The 16275-nt window shown below is 45.7% G+C and carries 11 protein-coding genes and 10 tRNA genes; all 21 read right to left on the bottom strand.

Going from position 1 to position 16275, the window contains the following annotated elements; genetic code table 11:
* Positions 1–30: 30 nt before the first annotated feature.
* The gene (locus tag AB4209_RS13640) at positions 31–2889 is read right to left on the bottom strand and encodes a M16 family metallopeptidase (RefSeq protein WP_372056193.1); all 2859 of its coding nucleotides are present in this window, start codon (positions 2887–2889) and stop codon (positions 31–33) included.
* Positions 2890–2898: 9 nt separating this feature from the next.
* Positions 2899–3360, bottom strand: a complete 462-nt coding sequence (locus AB4209_RS13635; RefSeq protein ID WP_017059555.1) for a YqaA family protein — start codon at positions 3358–3360, stop codon at positions 2899–2901.
* A gap of 6 nt (positions 3361–3366) precedes the next feature.
* On the bottom strand, positions 3367–4320 hold the full coding sequence (locus AB4209_RS13630; RefSeq protein ID WP_102319878.1) for an NADP-dependent oxidoreductase: 954 nt from the start codon (positions 4318–4320) through the stop codon (positions 3367–3369).
* Positions 4321–4492: 172 nt separating this feature from the next.
* Positions 4493–5623 carry a sodium ion-translocating decarboxylase subunit beta gene (locus AB4209_RS13625; protein ID WP_019825842.1) on the bottom strand — a complete coding sequence of 377 codons (1131 nt, stop codon included), beginning with the start codon at positions 5621–5623 and terminating at the stop codon, positions 4493–4495.
* Positions 5624–5632: 9 nt separating this feature from the next.
* Positions 5633–7408: a sodium-extruding oxaloacetate decarboxylase subunit alpha gene (gene oadA / locus AB4209_RS13620; protein ID WP_017059560.1), complete on the bottom strand. Its 1776-nt coding sequence runs from the start codon at positions 7406–7408 to the stop codon at positions 5633–5635.
* A gap of 31 nt (positions 7409–7439) precedes the next feature.
* Positions 7440–7697: an oxaloacetate decarboxylase subunit gamma gene (locus tag AB4209_RS13615; RefSeq protein WP_004741884.1), complete on the bottom strand. Its 258-nt coding sequence runs from the start codon at positions 7695–7697 to the stop codon at positions 7440–7442.
* 375 nt (positions 7698–8072) lie between these two features.
* Positions 8073–8149: transfer RNA gene (locus tag AB4209_RS13610), tRNA-Arg, on the bottom strand.
* A gap of 81 nt (positions 8150–8230) precedes the next feature.
* Positions 8231–8307 (bottom strand) — tRNA-Arg (locus AB4209_RS13605).
* A 57-nt stretch (positions 8308–8364) separates the two neighbouring features.
* Positions 8365–8441, bottom strand: a tRNA-Arg gene (locus tag AB4209_RS13600).
* 58 nt (positions 8442–8499) lie between these two features.
* Positions 8500–8576, bottom strand: a tRNA-Arg gene (locus AB4209_RS13595).
* 79 nt (positions 8577–8655) lie between these two features.
* Positions 8656–8732 (bottom strand) — tRNA-Arg (locus AB4209_RS13590).
* Between the two features lie 80 nt (positions 8733–8812).
* A tRNA-Arg gene (locus AB4209_RS13585) sits at positions 8813–8889 on the bottom strand.
* Between the two features lie 67 nt (positions 8890–8956).
* Positions 8957–9033, bottom strand: a tRNA-Arg gene (locus AB4209_RS13580).
* A gap of 89 nt (positions 9034–9122) precedes the next feature.
* Positions 9123–9215, bottom strand: a tRNA-Ser gene (locus AB4209_RS13575).
* A 44-nt stretch (positions 9216–9259) separates the two neighbouring features.
* Positions 9260–9336 (bottom strand) — tRNA-Arg (locus AB4209_RS13570).
* A 43-nt stretch (positions 9337–9379) separates the two neighbouring features.
* Positions 9380–9472 (bottom strand) — tRNA-Ser (locus tag AB4209_RS13565).
* 474 nt (positions 9473–9946) lie between these two features.
* A complete protein-coding gene (gene csrA / locus AB4209_RS13560) occupies positions 9947–10144 on the bottom strand; it encodes a carbon storage regulator CsrA (protein WP_004415691.1) in 198 nt (65 codons plus the stop codon).
* A 92-nt stretch (positions 10145–10236) separates the two neighbouring features.
* Positions 10237–11418: an aspartate kinase gene (locus AB4209_RS13555; RefSeq protein WP_372056210.1), complete on the bottom strand. Its 1182-nt coding sequence runs from the start codon at positions 11416–11418 to the stop codon at positions 10237–10239.
* A gap of 220 nt (positions 11419–11638) precedes the next feature.
* Positions 11639–14221, bottom strand: coding sequence for an alanine--tRNA ligase (gene alaS / locus AB4209_RS13550; protein ID WP_017063223.1), 2583 nt, complete (start codon positions 14219–14221; stop codon positions 11639–11641).
* A 332-nt stretch (positions 14222–14553) separates the two neighbouring features.
* A complete protein-coding gene (gene recA / locus AB4209_RS13545; protein WP_017056586.1) occupies positions 14554–15594 on the bottom strand; it encodes a recombinase RecA in 1041 nt (346 codons plus the stop codon).
* Between the two features lie 139 nt (positions 15595–15733).
* Complete coding sequence (gene pncC / locus AB4209_RS13540) at positions 15734–16228, bottom strand: nicotinamide-nucleotide amidase (protein ID WP_029235458.1); 495 nt, start codon at positions 16226–16228, stop codon at positions 15734–15736.
* Between the last annotated feature and the right edge of the window lie 47 nt (positions 16229–16275).

Below are 16275 nucleotides of genomic sequence, written 5' to 3'. Positions count from 1 at the left end.
AGTCTCTTCCCTCCCCCTTTAATGTGTACTCTAACGAATGATTTCAAGCTCTTCTATTGGAATATCTAACTTTTCTAATTGCGGGCGAAGCGAAGTCGCGTCACCAACAACGATTATTTGATAATCATTCGGGTCAAACCATTTCTTAGATAGCTCGTTTAAGGTCTCTTTTGAAACCGTTTCAACTATCTGATTACGCTGTTGTAGGTAATCTTCATCAAGGCTCAATGCAACAATATTACTCAACAACCCCGCCTTTTGACTTGGCGTTTCGTATTTAAGTGCATCTTGTTGACCGACGGCAAGGCGCATAAATTTCACCTCTTCGTCAGTTAATCCACTTTGGCTAAACTCATTCAGCTCATTAATAAACTCTTGAATCGATGGAACCGTCGCATTCGCCCTTACCTGCGCGCTAAATACCACTGCGCCAGTTTCACGAGTACTTGCGAAGTAACCGCTTGCACCGTAAGTGTAGGCTTTGTCTTCACGTAGGTTCTGGTTGATACGGCTATTGAAGTTGCCCGCTAAGTTAAAGTTAGCTAACTGGCTCAAATACAATTCGCCCGTCGCATCAAACGGCAGGCCCTTACGAACCAAGCGAACAATGCTTTGCGGCGCACCCGGTTTATCAACTAAGTACAGGTGCTGACCAGAAAGCTCTTTAACGATCTGTGGACGCGTTAATGGTGCCGCATCGCCTTGCCACTCTTCAAAGAATTGTAGCTGTTTCCCTACCTCTTTCTTCGAGATGTCTCCCACCACAACAATATTGGCACCTTCTGGTGTGTAATGTTGCGCATAGAATTTTTTCACATCGTCTAAGGTCAATTTCGATAGAGATTCCTTAGTACCATCACTTGCACGAGCAAAAACAGTGTCACCAAACAGCACTTCACGGGTTGCTTGAGAAGCCATCCAGCTTGGCTGCTGATGCTGATACACAACGCCTTCTAGCATCTGTTTCTTAACGCGCTCAAAATCTTGCTCATCGAACTTAGGCTCGAATAGAACCTCTTGCACAATCGCTAAGGTTTGAGGCAAGTTTTTCTCTAGCGTCGAGACTGAAATATCTGTGGTGTAGCTGCCCGCACTAATGCTCACGCTGCTACCAAGTTTATCTAAGGTCGCTTGTAACTCTTCAACGGTTCGTTTAGTTGAGCCTTCTTCCATCATCGAAGCCGTTAGGTTCGCTAGGCCTTCTTGCCCTTTGCGAACATAGCGTTCGCCTGCAGGCAATTGAATTTGCAGCTGTACTGTCGGCGTTTCACTGGTCACGGTACCAATTAAGTCAGTGCCATTTGCAAAGTGCATGCGGTACAACTCAGGCATGGTCGCCTCAACACCAAAGTTCACTTCTGGCATCACACTGCGATCAAAGGTATCCGGTGCCTTTCTGAAATCCAGTTGATCTTCCGTCACCTTGCTGTATTCCGGCAACGTACGTGGTGGCGTGGTAAAGGTCGCTTCACGAACCGCCAAATCGAGCTTTTTCTTAGGAACCACACTCAAGGTAACCTTGTGCTTACCTTCGATGAAATCTTGGTATGCCTTGCTCACGCTCTCAGGCGTCACCGCTCGGATTTGATCGAGTTGTGATTCAATGCGATCAGGCTGACCATAGAAGGTTTGGTTCGACGCGAGTTGCGACACCTTACCTTTAACACTTTGCAATGCGAAAACGGCATTCGCTTCTGCCATGCCGGTGATCTGGTCTAAACGCGCTTGCTCAACGCCCTCTTTCGAGAATTGCTCTAGGGTATCCATCAGCTCTTTATTAAGAACCGTCAAATCGCCTTTTTCACCTGAGTTGCCCATTGCATACACGTACATGGTACAAGCAAGCTCAGCACAATCATGGAAAGATCCAGCGCTGACTGCCTTCTGCGTTTTTACTAGGTTTTGATATAGATAACTGTTGGTACCTGAACCTAACACGTTAGACAATGCATTCAGTGAAGCTTGCGTCTCTTCGCCGCGATACGTTGTTGGCCAACCCACAAGCACCATCGGCTGACGAATATTGTCTTCTAAGGTGATGTACTTATCTTCTTTTAGAACAGCAGGTTGCTTCTCTGCCGCCTTCACTTCAGGGCCTTGAGGAATTGGACCAAAGTACTTGTTAACCCATTCTAGCGTATCATCAACGTCGATATCACCACCAATCGTTAACACGGCATTGTTTGGGCCGTACCAACGCAGGAAGAACGCTTTAAGATCATTCACGTCAACACGGTCAAGATCTTCAACATAGCCGATTGGTTGCCAAGAGTAAGGGTGACCTTCAGGGTAAAGCGCTTCGCCCATGCGTTCCCACATCAAGCCGTAAGGACGATTTTCGTAGCTCTGCGCTCGCTCGTTCTTGACCGTGCCTCTTTGAACCTCAAATTTCTTCTGAGAAACAGCATCCAACAAGAAGCCCATTCGGTCTGATTCTAACCACAACATTTTCTCAAGTTGGTTAGAAGGAACAGTTTCAAAATAGTTGGTGCGGTCACGGTTGGTCGTGCCGTTTAACGAGCCACCCGCTTCGGTAATGATCTTAAAGTGCTGTTGGTCACCAACGTTCTCTGAACCCTGGAACATCATGTGCTCAAAGAAGTGAGCAAATCCCGACTTGCCTATCTCTTCACGTGCTGAACCGACGTGATAAGTTACATCAACATGCACCAACGGATCGGAATCATCAGGGGAAAGAATAACTGTCAGACCGTTTTCAAGCTGATACTTGGTGTAAGGAATCACTACTTTATCTTTAGAGGGCTTAACCTCTTCTAACAGAGTGACACCTTCAGGTAACGAGGAAAAGAAGGGCGTTGAGCTAGGTACATTGTAAGAACAGCCAGCAATGGCGATAAGAGAAAATGTACCAAGTAAAACCTTTTTCATAGGTTCTCCTTAGAAAAAACCGAAGTAGATAGCAGCAAGTAAGCTATAGCGAGCGGCTTTGCCAATCGCTATCAAAATAACGCTAGGGATGAATTTCATTCTTAGCCAACCCGCAGCGAGACACAAAGGGTCACCAATGATCGGTAACCAACTAAATAACAGTGTCCAGTAGCCATAGCGACTCAGCCAAGCCATAGCCTTATGACCATGCTTTTCAGATTGAGTTCGATTAGGCAACCACAAACCAATCCAATAGTTAGTCAGGCCGCCTAAGGTATTGCCTAATGTCGCCACTAGAATGATCGATGAGGTTGAAAACTGATCTAAGCTCAATGCAGCCACAAGGCTAGCTTCTGAACCACCGGGGAGTAACGTGGCACTCAAGAAGCCACTAATGAAGAGTACCCATAGCGCCGAGTCCGAGAACCACAGCGCGATATTTTCAAAAAGGGAGTTAAAAAATTCTAACACTGCCTATCAACTTTCTTGCATTTTAAGTAGCACCTTGCCTCTGGTGTGTCCGGTTTCAACCTGCAGGTGCGCCGACTGCGCCTCGTCTAACTGGTAGATACCTTGAATTTCTGTTTTGAGTAATCCGACACTGACCATGTAAAGCATAGTGTCCATTTGCTCAGGGCTTGGTTCAACCAGCATGCCTGATGCAGTAAAACCTAATAGTGTGGCTTTTTCGCAGATAAGTTCTGCAGATAGAGTCGGCACAGTCACGACTCGCGCGTCATCTTTTAGGCACTTCAATGCATCAAGCGCGGTATCGCCGCCGACCAAGTCAATCAACACATCGACATCAGATACTCTTTCTGATGCTGGTGCAAACTTATAGTTAATCGCGTGAGCACCTAGCGTCGCAAGGTAATCAAGGTTGGCTTCGCTGCAGGTTGTGTAAACCTCTGCTTTTGCTGCCACTGCAATTTGAACCGCAAGGTGACCAACGCCGCCCGCGCCCGCCAAGATAAGCACGCGGTCGCCTTCTTTCACTTCGGCTTTGTTGAGCGCTTGTGCCGCTGTTTGACTCGCGAGTGGTAATGCAGCTGCCGCTTCTAGAGTGACAGAATCAGGAACCATACTTAATGCAGCTTCTGGAACACACACATATTGGCTGTAACCGCCACCTTGCAGTGGAAAACCAATAAAGCCAGCTACGTTATCACCAACAGTAAAGCGTTCAGCCTGTTCGCCTAGCGAGACAATTTGCCCTGAAATATCGTAGCCAGGTACCCAAGGTAGGTTATCTTTGTTTTGTGCTGCCGCCCAACCAAGGCCCGCTCGGGTTTTGACATCAATCGGATTAATGCCTGAAAAGGAAACTTTAACCACCACTTCTCCAGCCTTAGGCTCAGGGATCGCACTGGTTTGAATACTTAGGTTTTCGACGCCGCCGAATTGAGTAATCGCAATCTGTTTATTTTCCATTTCCACATTTCCTTGATTGATAAAAGCCCTAGTGAGCAAGCACCTTAATTAATAAAAAGAAAGGGATGCGAAAGCATCCCTTTGACTATAAACCATTTAATAAGGCTAAGTTAACCGCTCATTCGTAAATTGACGACCAATTAACGTAACGATACATGACCCAGCAAATCCACTAGCCCACGAGAGCTAATAGAATGCCCGCCGCAACCGCACTACCAAGTACACCGGCTACGTTCGGACCCATTGCATGCATCAATAAGAAGTTCTGAGGGTTTGCCTCAAGACCAACCTTGTTCACAACACGTGCCGCCATTGGAACCGCCGATACGCCAGCTGCGCCAATCAGTGGGTTGATGTCCTCTTTCGAGAATCGGTTCAACACCTTAGCCATCAATACACCACCCGCCGTACCGATACTGAACGCGACCGCACCTAAACCTAGAATACCCAGTGTTTCTAAGTTCAAGAACGTATCCGCTTGAAGCTTAGAACCAACCCCTAGACCTAGGAAAATAGTTACAACGTTAATCAGTTCGTTTTGAGCTGTTTTTGAAAGGCGATCAACCACACCCGCTTCACGCATTAAGTTACCCAAACAGAACATACCAACTAGAGGTGTTGCTGAAGGTAGGAACAAAATCGTCATCAGTAGTACAGCAAGCGGGAAAAGAATCTTCTCGGCTTTGCTAACGTGACGAAGTTGAGCCATCTTAATTTTGCGCTCTTCAGGAGACGTTAACGCTTTCATGATTGGTGGCTGAATGATAGGAACCAAAGCCATGTAGCTATAAGCCGCTACTGCAATGGCACCTAAAAGGTCCGGAGATAACTTACTCGCCAAGAAGATCGCAGTTGGGCCATCGGCACCACCAATGATCGCAATTGACGAAGCATCGGCCATCGAGAACTCCATTCCTGGAACGTAGTTCAGCAAGATCGCGCCAAATAGCGTCGCGAAGATACCAAACTGAGCCGCAGCCCCTAGCCACAACGTTTTAGGGTTCGCAATCAACGCACCGAAGTCCGTCATCGCACCAACACCCATAAAGATCAGCAGTGGGAAAATACCTGTCTCAATACCAATGTAGTAGACGTAGTAGAGCAAACCACCTGGATCAGTAAACCCAGCATTTGGAATGTTTGCTAATACAGCACCAAAACCAATAGGCAGTAGAAGTAACGGTTCAAATCCTTTACGAATTGCCAAAAACAACAGTAAGCAACCAACCAGCATCATACAGATCTGGCCGAACTCAAAGTTCGCAATCCCTGTTTCAGACCATAAGGTCATCAATCCTTCCATGGTACTCCCTTACGCTAAGCTTAGTAGTGGAGCGCCTACAGTAACTGCATCGCCTTCTTTAACATTCAATTCTTGAACGATACCACCACGAGCAGCACGAACTTCCGTTTCCATCTTCATCGCTTCTAGGATTAGTAGAACGTCGCCTTCAGAAACCTCAGTACCCGCCTGAACGTTTACTTTAAAGATGTTACCCGCCAATGGAGCTGGAACCGCTTCAGCGTCAGACGCTGCTACTGGTGCAGCCTGAGCAGGTTTTGCAGATGGCGCCACCGATGTCAGTTCACCTTGTGGGCCAACTTCAACATCGTAAACTTGACCATCAACCTTCACGCTGTAGCTTTCAATACCACCAGAAGCTTGTACAGGAGCTGCAGCAACTGGAGCCGCAACTTCTAGCGTTGGTGCAGGTTCAAATGCTTCAGGATTACGACGGTTCTTAAGGAACTTAAGACCCACTTGTGGGAAGAGCGCGTAAGTCAGTACATCATCAACCGTATCTTCAGCTAGAGAGATACCCTCTGATTTCGCTTTCTCTAACAGATCCGTCGTTAACGTATCCATTTCAGACTTAAGTAAATCAGCAGGACGACAAGTAATCGGCTCTGCACCGTCTAGAACTTTCGCTTGCAGTTCAGCATCCACTTCAGCAGGAGCTTGACCGTATTCACCTTTCAGTAGACCAGCAGTCTCTTTCGTGATGCTCTTATAGCGTTCGCCCGTTAAGACGTTAATAACCGCTTGAGTACCGACAATCTGAGAAGTTGGTGTTACTAAAGGAATGTAACCAAGCTCTTTACGTACGCGTGGGATCTCTTCTAGAACTTCATCCATGCGATCGGCGGCGCCTTGCTCTTTAAGCTGGCCTTCCATGTTAGTTAACATTCCGCCAGGAACTTGAGCGATTAAGATGCGAGAATCGACACCTTTTAGCTGACCTTCCCATTTCGCGTACTTTTTACGTACATCACGGAAGTAAGCCGCGATGGGTTCGATTTGGTCTAGTTTAAGATTCGTGTCTCGCTCTGTACCTTCTAACATCGCAACAACCGTTTCGGTTGGCGTATGACCGTAAGTGCAGCTCATTGAAGAAATAGCGGTATCTAGAATGTCGATACCCGCTTCAACGGCTTTAACCGCTGTTGCAGTCGATAGACCAGTTGTCGCGTGGCTATGCAGTGCTAGAGGAACGTCACACGATGCTTTGATACGTGTAATCAGCTCTTCTGCTTCATACGGCTTTAATAAACCTGACATATCTTTGATACATAGTGAGTGACAACCTAGGTCCTCTAGGCGCTTAGCCAAATCAACCCAAGTATCTGAATTGTGGACCGGACTGGTTGTGTAAGACAACGTACCTTGAGCGTGGCCACCAACGTCGATCGTTGCTTTCACTGCTTTTTCAAAGTTACGCACGTCATTCATCGCATCAAAGATACGGAATACGTCCATGCCGTTTTTATGGGCACGTTCAACAAATTTTTCTACTACATCATCCGCGTAGTGACGGTAGCCCAATAGGTTTTGACCACGCAGTAGCATCTGCATTGGTGTGTTTGGCATCGCTTTTTTCAGCTCACGCAAACGCTCCCATGGATCCTCGCCAAGAAAACGGATACACGAATCAAACGTCGCGCCGCCCCAAGTCTCAAGTGACCAGTAACCGACTTTATCCAGTTCTGCCGCAATTGGCAGCATATCTTCGATACGCATACGAGTAGCAAATAGTGACTGGTGCGCGTCACGAAGTACCACATCTGTGATAGCTAGTGGTTTAGACATGCTCATAAACTCCTTTTTAATCCTTTAAATGCTACTTAGCAGTAGACGCACGGTATTGATGAACCGCGGCCGAAATTGCTGCCACTACCTGTGGACTAACAGCTGAAGGGTTTGATTGTGATTTTTGAATTTTTTTAGGTGCTGCGATCGGCTCTGGTACTTCTTCTGGTACCAGTTTTGACATCAACCGAACGAGGTAAACTAGAATAGTTAGAAAAATAAAGACAACGGACATCCCCGTTATCATTAGAGTCGCCGCATCTCCTAGCAGGCTTCCAATATTAGTCATGTTGCTTCCTTTCTTCGTCATCCTGACATACGTACAGGATTTCAGCGAATAGTGATCCCGACCCATGGATTATCTCGATTGGTAAAAGTTTGTCAATTTTGTTTAAGGTTCTGTTACGGATAACGCACACATAAGGTTAATTATTCGCCTATCAGATCACATAAATCTGTCAAATACGTCATTTTTAGATATTTAAACTGTGACTTAAACGGGGCTTTTCTGGGAATTGATATGAGAAAGGTGGAATAACAAAGCAGCAATCAAGAACTACTTTAAATACAACAAGTTAAACAACTAACAAATTTAACATTGTCGCAACAAATTTGCAGCAGACATAAAAAAAGCCTCGTATAAACGAGGCTTTTTCTAATAATGTGGCGCGCTCTGGAGGATTCGAACCTCCGACCGCCTGGTTCGTAGCCAGGTACTCTATCCAGCTGAGCTAAGAGCGCACGGTTTTAATATCAATTCATTGTTACTAACAAGAGATCAATATAAGGATTTCATTCTTATAAGAAAAAAGCCCTAAATAGTGGCGCGTCCTGGAGGATTCGAACCTCCGACCGCCTGGTTCGTAGCCAGGTACTCTATCCAGCTGAGCTAAGGACGCACGGTTTTCGATATCAGTATTTCCAATATCAGGAGTTCACAAGGAAACCCTAAAGAGTGGCGCGTCCTGGAGGATTCGAACCTCCGACCGCCTGGTTCGTAGCCAGGTACTCTATCCAGCTGAGCTAAGGACGCGCAGTTTTCGATATCGGTATTCCCAATATCAGGGGTTCATAAAAGAAACCCTAAATAGTGGCGCGCTCTGGAGGATTCGAACCTCCGACCGCCTGGTTCGTAGCCAGGTACTCTATCCAGCTGAGCTAAGAGCGCACGGTTTTAGTATCAATTCGTTGTAAACAACAACTCAATACAAGGATTTCTGTTCTTATAAGAAAGAAGCCCTAAATAGTGGCGCGTCCTGGAGGATTCGAACCTCCGACCGCCTGGTTCGTAGCCAGGTACTCTATCCAGCTGAGCTAAGGACGCACGGTTTTTGATATTAATTCTCGACGAACGATTTATCAATATCAGGATTCACATTCTTATAAGAACTAAACCCTAAATAGTGGCGCGCTCTGGAGGATTCGAACCTCCGACCGCCTGGTTCGTAGCCAGGTACTCTATCCAGCTGAGCTAAGAGCGCACGGTTTTAGTATCAACTTAGTCAATACAAGGACTTTCATTCTTAAAAGAAATAAACCCTTAAATAGTGGCGCGTCCTGGAGGATTCGAACCTCCGACCGCCTGGTTCGTAGCCAGGTACTCTATCCAGCTGAGCTAAGGACGCACGGTGTTCATTCATTAAGAATGAAGTTGTGAAATATATCACATTCTTCTTGCTACGAAGAAAAAAAAAGGCCATCGGCCTGTAATGAATGGCGGTGAGGGAGGGATTCGAACCCTCGATGCAGCTACAAACCACATACTCCCTTAGCAGGGGAGCGCCTTCGGCCACTCGGCCACCTCACCTAATTCATTATTCTCAAATCACTTACAAGTAAGAGAAGAGAGAATGGCGCGTCCTGGAGGATTCGAACCTCCGACCGCCTGGTTCGTAGCCAGGTACTCTATCCAGCTGAGCTAAGGACGCACATTTACATTGTCTAAATTGCTAATTTTAGACTCGCAAGAAATGGCGGTGAGGGAGGGATTCGAACCCTCGATGCAGCTACAAACCACATACTCCCTTAGCAGGGGAGCGCCTTCGGCCTCTCGGCCACCTCACCGTCTTGCGGAGGCACATATTACGTTTTACCGAAAATATGTCAAACACTTTATTGAAAAAAATTGGACAAAAACACTCAACCGTTTGCTATTTAATCAAAGCGCTTGCAAATTGAACTTATAAGATTCAAATCGCGCTTTTTCCCTTAAAAATTAAGGTGAAAGATTGGCAATAATAAACAGCCGAAAACAATTATCTAATTTCTCCAGCAGCAAGTGCTACCGCTGATGGCACAATACTACGGGATGCGTATTTTCGCCATAGGGGAAGCGAATAAATCTTGAGTTTTGCCAAACAAAATACAGAGCAACAGTTCTGTTCAACCTTGTCTGTATCTCGCAGCATCACAAAGCATTCACTTCACCACTTTGAGACCGATCCGTTATCCAACCCATCTATGTCCCAATCAGTGTTTCGGTTCCCCAAGATCAAAAAAGGCTAGCAACAATGCTAGCCTCTTCTCTACGCAAAAGTATTAGTAGTTGCCAGATGCAACGTTACCATTACCTTTTTCAGCTTGAATGCGCATGTAGATCTCTTCACGGTGAACAGATACTTCTTTAGGTGCGTTAACACCGATACGTACTTGGTTACCTTTAACGCCTAGTACAGTAACTGTTACTTCATCACCAATCATCAGTGTTTCGCCAACGCGGCGAGTCAAAATTAGCATTCTTTGCTCCTTGAGTAATCTCTAAATTTATCTAGCTACGAGAGCATTATCCAACAAAAGTTATATTTTCGTAAACTATCGATTGAGTTTATTTAACCAAAATGCACTTCTTTTTTAGGATAACCCTGTGCTTCACGCGCTACGATGTATGCATTGTGTAATATGTTAGCAGCCATATCGACTTGCGTTGGTGATATCACCAAAGTTAAAGACTGCTGCTGCAATAAGTGATGCTGTACATCAATTTCGCCTTCAGACAACAATCCATGTGAACTGACCACAATTTCTTGTGTTCGGCTTCCTACCACAGTTAACAAACTAACCTGTTCACTATTACGGATTTTCTCAGCAAAAACTAGTTTTAATTTGGCACTTATGTCTTGTTTAATAATGAGTGCTGCCCGTTCTGTTTCCTCGATCACACTACAGACTTCGATCCCCAACAGTTGGCAATGTGAAATGAAAGACGGTAAATCTTCATTCAAACACTCGATACGCACCATATCTCTTTGGATGGCGATGCCAGCAATATCATTCAAACACTGATTACCCGCGATCAATGTGCCCTCGCCTTGTTCAAAGCTTGAAAGCACTCGCAATGGCACGTTGTGCTGCCATGCATACTGAACACAAGGAAGGTGCAATACCTTAGCGCCTCGGCGAGCCATCTCTTCCATAGAAGGAAAGTCTAAAGTATCTAATTTCTGAGATTGTTTTACGACTCTAGGGTCACAAGAGTAAACACCATCTACATCAGTATAGATCTGGCATTCTTTCGCCTGCAAGGCACCTGCAAGCGCGACCGCTGTAGTATCTGAACCACCGCGGCCTAATGTCGTGATATCACCTTTCGCATTGAATCCTTGAAAGCCTGCAACAATAACAATCTGGTTGTCATCTAGCAGAGCTTGAATCGGAGCAGTATCAATACGCTCAATCGCTGCATTATTATGATTAGAATCCGTGTGTATCTTGGCTTGATAGCCAGTCATCGATGTCGCTTCATAACCTAACTTGTGTAACGTCATTGCTAACAAGGCCATGGAAACTTGCTCGCCAGCCGTTAACAACACATCCAGTTCTCTAGCGTTTGGTACGCTATCAACTTGCGTGGCTAAATTAACTAACCGATTTGTTTCACCAGACATAGCAGAAACGACAACCACGACCTGGTTCCCTTCATTTTTCGCTTCAATGATTTTTTCTGCTACATGATGGATTCGTTCAATTGAACCCACCGACGTTCCACCAAATTTCTGCACGATAAGAGGCATTTTCACCCGTCCTCACCTTCCCAAGACCAATGTCTATATATGACAAAAAAACACATACTCCGCGTCAGGGCGAAGCAATAAAAAATTAACCAAGGAGTCTAACGCCACCATTAGACTTCTTGGTTAATCTCAATCAAACCTTGTTTAAACACACTTCCAATAGGCAAAATAAAAGATGCCCAATCAACTGATTGGGCATCTTTGTATCAATTACTTAAGCTTAAAGACGCTCTTCTAGCCAAGTACGCACAGATTTAAGCGCTTCTGGCAGTGCTGCAACGTCTGTACCGCCCGCTTGAGCCATATCTGGACGACCGCCGCCTTTACCGCCAACTTGCTCAGCAACCATCTTGACGAGATCACCCGCTTTTACTTTGCCGATTAGGTCTTTGGTTACACCAGCAATCAAGCCAACTTTACCGTCTGCTACGTTCGCGATCAGGATGATGCCGCTACCTACTTGGTTTTTAGCGTTATCAACCATAGTACGTAGGTTCTTGTTGTCTGCGCCTTCAATTGCAGCAACCAAAACTTTAGTACCAGAGATGTCTTCTACTTTGCCCATGATGTTTGCGCTTTCTGCAGCAGCCATCTTTTCTTTAAGCAGTTGGATTTCTTTCTCTAGCGATTTCGCTTTCTTAGCTGATTCAGCCAGTTTCTCTTCGTAAGCGTTAGCTTGAGCTTCTACTGCATCTAGTGCAGCTTCACCTGTTACCGCTTCAATACGACGAATACCCGCAGCAATACCACCTTCAGAAGTGATCTTGAATAGGCCGATATCACCTGTGTTTGAAGCGTGGATACCACCACAAAGTTCAGTAGAGAAGTCGCCCATAGATAGAACGCGAACTTCATCATCGTACTTCTCGCCAAACAGTGCCATTGCACCTTTTTCTTTCGCTGACTCGATGTCCATGATGTTCGTTTCAATCACATGGTTCTTACGAACTTGTGCGTTAACTAGACGCTCTACTTCTTTAATCTGTGCTGGTGTTACCGCTTCAAGGTTAGAGAAGTCAAAACGTAGGTTGTCTGGCTTAACTAAAGAACCTTTCTGAGCAACGTGCTCACCTAGCACTTCGCGCAATGCAGAGTGAAGTAAGTGAGTGGCAGAGTGGTTTAGTGAGATAGCAGCTCGACGCTCAGCGTCAACCGTTGCTTCTACTTTATCGCCCTTAGCAAATACACCTTCAACTAGCTCACCGTGGTGCGCAAATGCGTTACCTAGCTTCTGAGTGTCTTGTACTTTGAAAAGACCCGACGCTGTTTTTAGTGTACCAGCATCACCACATTGACCGCCTGACTCAGCGTAGAATGGTGTCTCTTCAAGGATGATGATTGCTTTGTCGCCAGCCGATAGTGAAGCAACCTCTTCGCCGTCAACGAATAGCGCAGAGATTTCACCAGCACCTTCAGTTGCTGTGTAACCACAGAACTCAGTGTTGGTGTCTACTTTGATTGTCGCGTTGTAATCCGTGCCGAATTGGCCTGCTTCACGTGCACGCTTACGCTGTGCTTCCATCGCCTTCTCAAAGCCTTCTTCATCGATAGTAAAATCGCGTTCGCGAGCTACATCGTTAGTAAGGTCAGCTGGGAAGCCGTATGTATCGTAAAGTTTGAAAACTGTTTCGCCGTCAAGCTCTTTGCCTTCAAGTGCATCTAGTGCGTCATTAAGAATAACCATGCCGCGCTCTAGCGTACGACCAAAGTTCTCTTCCTCAATGCGAAGTACTTTTTCAACCAACTCTTGCTGTTTCTTAAGTTCATCTGCCGCAGAGCCCATCACTTCAGCCAGTACGCCCACAAGTTTGTGGAAGAACACGCCTTGTGCGCCAAGCTTGTTACCGTGACGAACTGCACGACGGATGATACGACGTAGAACGTAGCCACGACCTTCGTTTGAAGGCATAACACCGTCAGCAATTAGGAATGAACAAGAACGGATGTGGTCAGCAATAACGCGTAGCGATTGGTTAGATAGATCGTCATGACCAACAACTTCCGCAGTCGCTTTGATTAGCTTTTGGAATACATCAATTTCGTAGTTAGAGTGAACGCCCTGCATGATTGCAGAAATACGCTCAATACCCATACCTGTATCTACAGCAGGCTTAGGTAGCGGTTCCATTGTGCCGTCAGCGTGACGGTTGAACTGCATGAATACGTTGTTCCAGATCTCGATGAAACGGTCACCATCTTCTTCAGGTGTACCAGGACGGCCGCCCCAGATGTGCTCACCGTGATCGTAGAAGATTTCAGTACATGGACCACAAGGACCTGTGTCACCCATCGTCCAGAAGTTATCAGACTCGAACTGTTTACCGCCTTCTTTGTCGCCAATGCGAACGATACGGTCAGCAGGAACACCTACTTTCTTGTTCCAGATATCGAATGCTTCATCATCTGTCTCGTATACCGTTACCAGTAGACGATCTTTTGGCAGTTGAAGAGTTTCAGTCAGGAATTCCCAAGCAAATCCAATCGCTTCTTCTTTGAAGTAGTCGCCAAAGCTGAAGTTGCCTAGCATTTCGAAGAACGTGTGGTGACGAGCCGTAAAACCTACGTTTTCAAGGTCATTGTGTTTACCACCCGCACGTACACAACGCTGAGCCGTAGTTGCTCGAGTGTAGGCACGCTTTTCGGCGCCTAAGAAGCAATCTTTGAATTGGTTCATACCTGCGTTAGTGAATAGCAGGGTTGGATCGTTATGTGGAACTAACGATGAACTGTCTACGATTTGGTGTTCTTTGCTCTCAAAGAACTTAAGGAACGCGTTGCGAACCTCATCAGTGCTCATGTACATGCAGCTCTTCCTGAAAATAGTCGAGTTAGAATTTTGCCGTATTGTAGATCATGGTTAAGGCTTCGACTAGTTTTCTTGTAGAAAAGACACCCTTGGGCAGGATTTTAGTGGGAATTCGATAAAATGAAGAATATTCCACTATATCTTGCCGTGGAAAAGCAGAACTAAATTGACGACCTAGTACCGAAGAAACTCAGTCAACGAGAGAGATTTGACCAAAGACATGCTCGACGGAGCAGATCCAATAAAAAAGCCCCGCATAAAATATGCGAGGCTTTAAATTCTTTCAAAGCGGATGCTTCTTTCAAACATCCACTCTATAAAACGTGAGCTTATAGCTCTTCGTTTTCTTCTTCTTTCTCTACGTCTTTCTCTTCAAGAACAGCAGGAGTCAGTAGTAACTCACGAAGTTTAGTATCGATCTCTAGAGCAACTTCTGGGTTTTCACGTAGGTATTTACCAGCGTTAGCTTTACCTTGGCCGATCTTATCGCCTTTGTAGCTGTACCAAGCGCCTGCTTTTTCTACTAGCTTATTCTTAACACCTAAGTCGATAAGCTCACCTTCGCGGTTGAAGCCTTTACCGTAAAGGATTTGAGTCTCAGCTTGTTTGAATGGTGCAGCAATCTTGTTCTTAACGACCTTGATACGAGTTTCGTTACCAACAACTTCATCACCATCTTTAATCGCACCAGTACGGCGAATATCAAGACGAACAGATGCGTAGAACTTAAGTGCGTTACCACCTGTTGTTGTTTCGGGATTACCGAACATCACACCAATTTTCATACGAATTTGGTTAATGAAGATAGCCATACAGTTAGACTGCTTAAGGTTACCCGTCAGCTTACGCATTGCTTGAGAAAGCATACGAGCCTGAAGACCCATGTGGCTGTCGCCCATTTCGCCTTCGATTTCTGCTTTTGGTGTTAGGGCTGCTACTGAGTCAATAACAAGAACGTCGATTGCACCTGAACGAGCCAGTGCATCACAGATTTCCAGCGCTTGCTCACCAGTATCTGGTTGAGAAACAAGAAGTGCATCGATATCAACACCAAGCTTTTGAGCGTAGATAGGGTCTAGTGCGTGCTCCGCATCAACGAATGCACACGTCTTTCCCACTTTCTGTGCTGCAGCAATAAGCTCAAGCGTTAGCGTTGTTTTACCTGATGATTCTGGACCGTAAACTTCTACGATACGTCCCATCGGTAGGCCACCAGCACCTAGTGCGATATCTAGAGATAGAGAACCTGTAGAAATAGTTTCTACGTCCATTGTGCGGTTATCACCAAGACGCATGATAGAACCTTTACCAAATTGCTTTTCAATCTGACCAAGGGCTGCGGCTAACGCTTTTTGTTTATTCTCGTCCATTTCTATCTCCACATAATCGGTTGTCTCAACAAGCGATCTAGAATCTATTTCTAACCCACATAGGGGTGACTAATTGGCTTTCATTATACTGTTGATTCATACAGTGTCTATACCTGTATGAAAATAATTTGTACAAATGTTACTTACCTTCCATTGATAGGTAATCATAAATAACTTGCAGGGCATGGTGCGTGGCTTGTTGGCGTACTTGTGATCTGTCGCCTGTAAATACATGCGTTTCTACTTTATCCCAGCCATTTAGCGCTTTCCACGCGAAGCATACTGTACCAACAGGCTTATCTTCGGTCGCGCCACCTGGGCCAGCGATGCCACTGATTGATACAGAGATCGTCCCGTTTGAATGTTGCAATGCCCCGCTCGCCATTTCTATTACGACAGGCTCACTCACGGCGCCGAACTCCATTAAGGTTTTAAGCTGTACACCGATCATCTCTTGTTTGGCTTCATTGCTGTACGTAACAAAAGCGCGATCAAACCATCCAGAGCTGCCCGCAATATCGGTGACTGCACTCGCGACACCTCCGCCAGTGCAAGATTCAGCCGTCACTAACACGTGTTTGTGTTTAGCGAGTAAATGTCCAAGCTGCTCACTAAGGTCTTGAGTCATCTGCATCATCTGCTTCCCTTTATTTACTGTCATATCATTTGGATTCGCATCTT

Origin of the sequence: Vibrio sp. 10N.286.48.C11 (assembly GCF_041469805.1) — a bacterium.
Taxonomy (GTDB): Bacteria; Pseudomonadota; Gammaproteobacteria; order Enterobacterales; family Vibrionaceae; genus Vibrio; species Vibrio crassostreae_C.
Note: the sequence above shows the minus strand (reverse complement) of the source record. Positions and strands in the feature narration are given on the sequence as shown.